Origin of the sequence: Bradyrhizobium sp. (assembly GCF_019242285.1) — a bacterium.
Lineage (GTDB): Bacteria > Pseudomonadota > Alphaproteobacteria > Rhizobiales > Xanthobacteraceae > Bradyrhizobium.
Map to the genome: position 1 here is coordinate 1 of NZ_JAFAVV010000624.1, position 4,125 is coordinate 4,125.

Here is a 4,125-nt window from a genome sequence, read left to right on the forward strand (position 1 = left end):
GGTTACGGGCGCGGCCGCGGCGGGTCGTTTCGGCGGCGGAGGTGGTGGTTTTCATGGTGGGGGCGGCGGCTTCCATGGCGGAGGTGGGTTCCACGCGGGCGGCGGCGGCTTTCACGCCATGGGCGGCGGCTTTCACCCGGGTGGTGGGATGCGGGCCGGCGGCTTTCATCCGGGTGGCGGCTTCCGCGGAGGCGGCGTTCATGCTTTCCGTGCCGGGCCCGGCGTAGCGCACGGCTTCCATGGTCATCCGTCGGGTCGAACCTTCTCGGGCGGTAATATCCACGCCGGCGGGCATGGCATTGCACATAATGCTCCGCACGGTTTCGCTGCGAATGGCCACGCCGTCTCGAACCGCACGATGCAGCGCAACGCGAGTGCCGTGGGCCATGCGTTTTCCTCGCGTCAAGTCAGGGGCGCGTTGCATACGCCAGGCGGCTTGCGCAATCCGATGGCGCGTGCCGCCATCACAGCCGGGATCGCGGGCGCTGCGTTGAGTCATCACCATGGCGGCCTGTGGTGGCGCCACGCCCACGGCGGCTTTGGCTGGGTCGGACCGGTGTTCTGGCCCTATGCCGATTACGATCTCTATGATTACGCCTGGTGGGGTTACGGCTATGATCCCTACTTCTGGGACTATGGCTATGGCGACATCTATGCCGGCCTGTTCGGTCCGTACGATTATGATGCCCTGAACAGCTACGCCGGCTATCTGCCGAGCCATGCCGGATCGGCGCCGCGCGCCCGCGCGTCCCAAGGGCAGCAGACGGCAAGCCTGGCCAGCATGTGCGGGAGCGACAGCCGTGACATCGCGGGCTTCCCGGTCGACCGATTCCGCACCGCGATCGAACCCAACAGCGAGCAGAGCGCGGCGCTCGACGATCTCGCCAGTGCCGCCCAGAAAGCGGCCGACACCATCCGCAATTCCTGCCCCAGCGATGCCGCACTCACGGCGCCGAGCCGCCTCGCCTCGATGCAGCAGCGGGTCCAGGCGATGCGCGACGCCGTCGGCATCGAGCAGCCGGCGCTCGACAAATTCTACGGGCTCCTGAGCGACGAGCAGAAAGCCAGGATCACGGCGCTTGCGGCCGAGCAGCATCCCGCGAAACGCGAGACCACCAGCCAGGACTGCAGCGCAGTACAAGGCAACGCCACGAATTGGCCGGGCGATCTGATCGAGCGCAACGTGAAGCCGACCGATGCCCAGCGTGCCAGCCTCGCGGCCTTGCAGGACGCGACGGCCAAGGCCGCCGACGTCCTGAAATCATCGTGCCCGCCCGTGGACGCGCGCACGCCGCCCGCGCGCCTTGCCGCAGTCGCAGCGCGGCTCGACGCCATGCTGCAGGCCCTCGGCACGGTGCGGCCGGCGCTCGATTCCTTCTACAATTCCCTCAGCGACGAGCAGAAAGCGGCGTTCGATGCCATCGGCCCGGAGCGCAACGGCGGCAAGACGGCATCGGTCGACGAATCCTCGGCACGCCAGCACCGCCGCCATGGTCACCGCGTCAGCATCGGCGGCATGATTTTCCGCATGATGCGATTGTGAGCGCAGGTGGCTTCAAATTCGATCCAATCGGCGTATGCTGAGGGCTGTTGCCGCGTTGGTTCAGGAACTTCTCATCGCGGCACGGAGTTTGCTTTGCTTGAAGTTGGGCCAGGGGCTTCAGGAGACCTTCCATGGCGACCCACATTGTGATGGACCACAGCGGCGACAGCCGCCATCGATTTGATCCTCGCGACGCTGATGCAGTGGCAGAAGCCGAGCGCAGGTTCAGGCAGTTGACAGGCGCTGGCTTCACGGCCGCCGTGCGTACGGCAGCCGGCGAATCCCGCCGCATCGACACCTTCGATCCGACCGCAGAAGAGACCTTGTTCTTCCCGCGCCTGATCGGCGGCTGAGCGGCGGAGCTTAGGTCGATGCTGGCACTTCGACGCCGCGCACGCGGGGCGTCGCGCCTCAGCGCGCTCCGCGAGCTCTACAGGAATTTCCTGTGCGGCGACGACCCGGAAACACGGGGGCTGCGGCTCCTCCGTGAGTGGCTGTCGCCCCTGCAGCGCGATCAGTTCGACACGTTCGGCTATTTCGAGGTGACCGGCTGCCACAGCGGAATACGCTATCGCATCCACTCGGGCAGGTCGGCCAATATCGAGCAGCTCGACGACACGGGACGGCCGCACGTGGGATGGTGCTTCGTTCCCAGCGGATATCTGGTGCAGGGCGATATCATGCTTGCTCAAAAAATCGCCCTGGAGACGAGCGAGCGCGCCGCACTTGCGATCGCGAACCGCTTTCCGCCGTCGTCGACCATCGCGCCTCGCGCGCATCGACGTTTCTGATTTTGGGCTGAGGAGGGGGCTGTCGGAGTGGACAGGGGGGCGATCGAAGCAATGGCGCGGCGTGCGGGGCTGGACAGGGCGCTCGAGCAGTTTCCGGACGATGTGACAGCCGCGGCGAATGCGGCGGTGGAGGCGACGAAAAGGGTGCGCGCGAGCGGCTCGCCGCTGGAGCCTTCACGCGAGCCTTGGCCGCCGATGCTGGTGGCTCGCAAATGAGCGAGCTGCAGTGGATGACGGCGACCGCTGCCGCGGCAGCGATCGCAAGGCGCGAATTGTCACCGGTCGAGCTGGTCAGGTTCCTGCTCGATCGTATCGGGCGGCTCGATCCTCGTCTCAATGCGTTCATCCGCGTCGATGCGGAAGCGGCGATGGATCAGGCGCGCGCCGCCGAGGCCGAGGCCGGGCAGGGCCGGCTGCGCGGGCCGCTGCATGGCGTGCCGGTCGGGATCAAGGACATCATCGACGTCCGCGGCCTGCCGACCACGTGCCATTCGAAGATCTTCGAGGATGCGGTCGCAGCGAATGCCGACGCCGATTGTGTCGCGCGATTGCGCGCGGCGGGCGCGATCATCCTCGGCAAGCTGTCCACGCATGAGTTCGCCATCGGCGGCCCGAGCCTCGATCTGCCCTGGCCGCCGGCGCGCAATCCCTGGAATCGCGATCATCATCCGGGCGGATCGTCCTCGGGGTCCGGCAGCGGGCTTGCGGCCGGCTTGTTTCCGATGGCGCTCGGAACCGACACCGGCGGCAGCGTGCGCAATCCCGCCAGCGCCTGCGCGATCGTCGGCACCAAGCCGACCTATGGCCTCGTCTCGCGACGCGGCGTCTTTCCGCTCGCCTTCACCCTGGACCATGTCGGCCCGATGGCGCGGACGGTGGCCGACAACGCCATGATGCTCGGTGTGCTGGCGGGCCACGATCCGCGCGATCCGGCGAGCGTCGCGCTGCCGGAACGCAGCGACTATCTGGGCATGCTCGAGCGGGGCGTGCGTGGCTTGCGCGTCGGCTTCGTGCGGCATTTTCACGCGGAGGACATGCCGGCCGATCCGGAAGTCGCCGCGGGGCTCGATCGGGTCGCCGCCACCTTGCGGTCGGAAGGCGCCGAAATCGTCGATGTGAAATTGCCTCCGCTCCCCGATTTCGCCGCGGTCAACCGCGTGATCCTGCAAAGCGAGGCGTGGTCGATCCATTCGGGATGGCTGAGCGAGCGCCCGGGCGACTATGGACGTCTGGCGCGGCGGCGCCTGATGTCCGGAGCCTTCATCGGCGCAGGGGACTATGTCCTGGCCAGCCGCCGGCGCGCGCGGATGATCGCCGACGTCGAGGCCGTGCTGCGGCAGGCCGATATCCTGCTCTGCGCCAGCGCGATGGACCCGCCCTGCCGGATCGACGAGCCGGAAACGGTGGAGCGCACCTACATGCGACAGGCCCGCACGCCGTTCAACGTGACCGGTCATCCTGCGCTTGCGATGCCGACGGGGCTGTCGCGTGACGGCCTGCCGCTGTCGGTCCAGTTCGTCGCCCGCTATTTCGATGAGGCGACCCTGTTCAGGGTCGCCCGTGCCTGGGAGCGGGCCGGATGCACCGACACCTTGCATCCGCCGTTGGACGGGTGAGGCTCAGGCGGGCGATTTCTTCGCGCCGAGCCCCGCGCATGAACTGGTTGCGGATCCAGCCGGGATCGCGCACGGTCTGGCTCACGCCGGGCGCGCCGTCGATGCGCAGCGCGATCAGCGCAGGCGCTTCGCTGCGCAGCGCCTTCTCGGCGAGCCTGTCAAAGTCCTCCGCGGT

Annotated in this window: 6 protein-coding genes; 5 read left to right on the top strand and 1 reads right to left on the bottom strand. The window is 67.8% G+C overall.

Annotated elements, in window-relative coordinates:
- Positions 1-388 (bottom strand): hypothetical protein (locus tag JOY90_RS25615; protein ID WP_291693898.1); only part of this gene is annotated, 388 nt, incomplete at its 3' end.
- Between the two features lie 30 nt (positions 389-418).
- On the opposite strand from JOY90_RS25615, the gene JOY90_RS25620 reads away from it, so the two are divergent.
- The 5 genes from JOY90_RS25620 (at position 419) to JOY90_RS25640 (ending at position 3,950) form a co-directional block, all read left to right on the top strand.
- The gene (locus JOY90_RS25620) at positions 419-1,543 is read left to right on the top strand and encodes a Spy/CpxP family protein refolding chaperone (protein WP_291693899.1); all 1,125 of its coding nucleotides are present in this window, start codon (positions 419-421) and stop codon (positions 1,541-1,543) included.
- 131 nt (positions 1,544-1,674) lie between these two features.
- Positions 1,675-1,896, top strand: coding sequence for a hypothetical protein (locus tag JOY90_RS25625; RefSeq protein WP_291693900.1), 222 nt, complete (start codon positions 1,675-1,677; stop codon positions 1,894-1,896).
- A gap of 18 nt (positions 1,897-1,914) precedes the next feature.
- Positions 1,915-2,334 carry a hypothetical protein gene (locus JOY90_RS25630; protein ID WP_291693901.1) on the top strand — a complete coding sequence of 140 codons (420 nt, stop codon included), beginning with the start codon at positions 1,915-1,917 and terminating at the stop codon, positions 2,332-2,334.
- Positions 2,335-2,385: 51 nt separating this feature from the next.
- On the top strand, positions 2,386-2,550 hold the full coding sequence (locus JOY90_RS25635; protein ID WP_291693902.1) for a hypothetical protein: 165 nt from the start codon (positions 2,386-2,388) through the stop codon (positions 2,548-2,550).
- Positions 2,547-3,950, top strand: a complete 1,404-nt coding sequence (locus JOY90_RS25640; RefSeq protein WP_291693903.1) for an amidase — start codon at positions 2,547-2,549, stop codon at positions 3,948-3,950. Before JOY90_RS25635 ends, JOY90_RS25640 begins: the two co-directional genes overlap by 4 nt.
- Positions 3,951-4,125 lie beyond the last annotated feature (175 nt).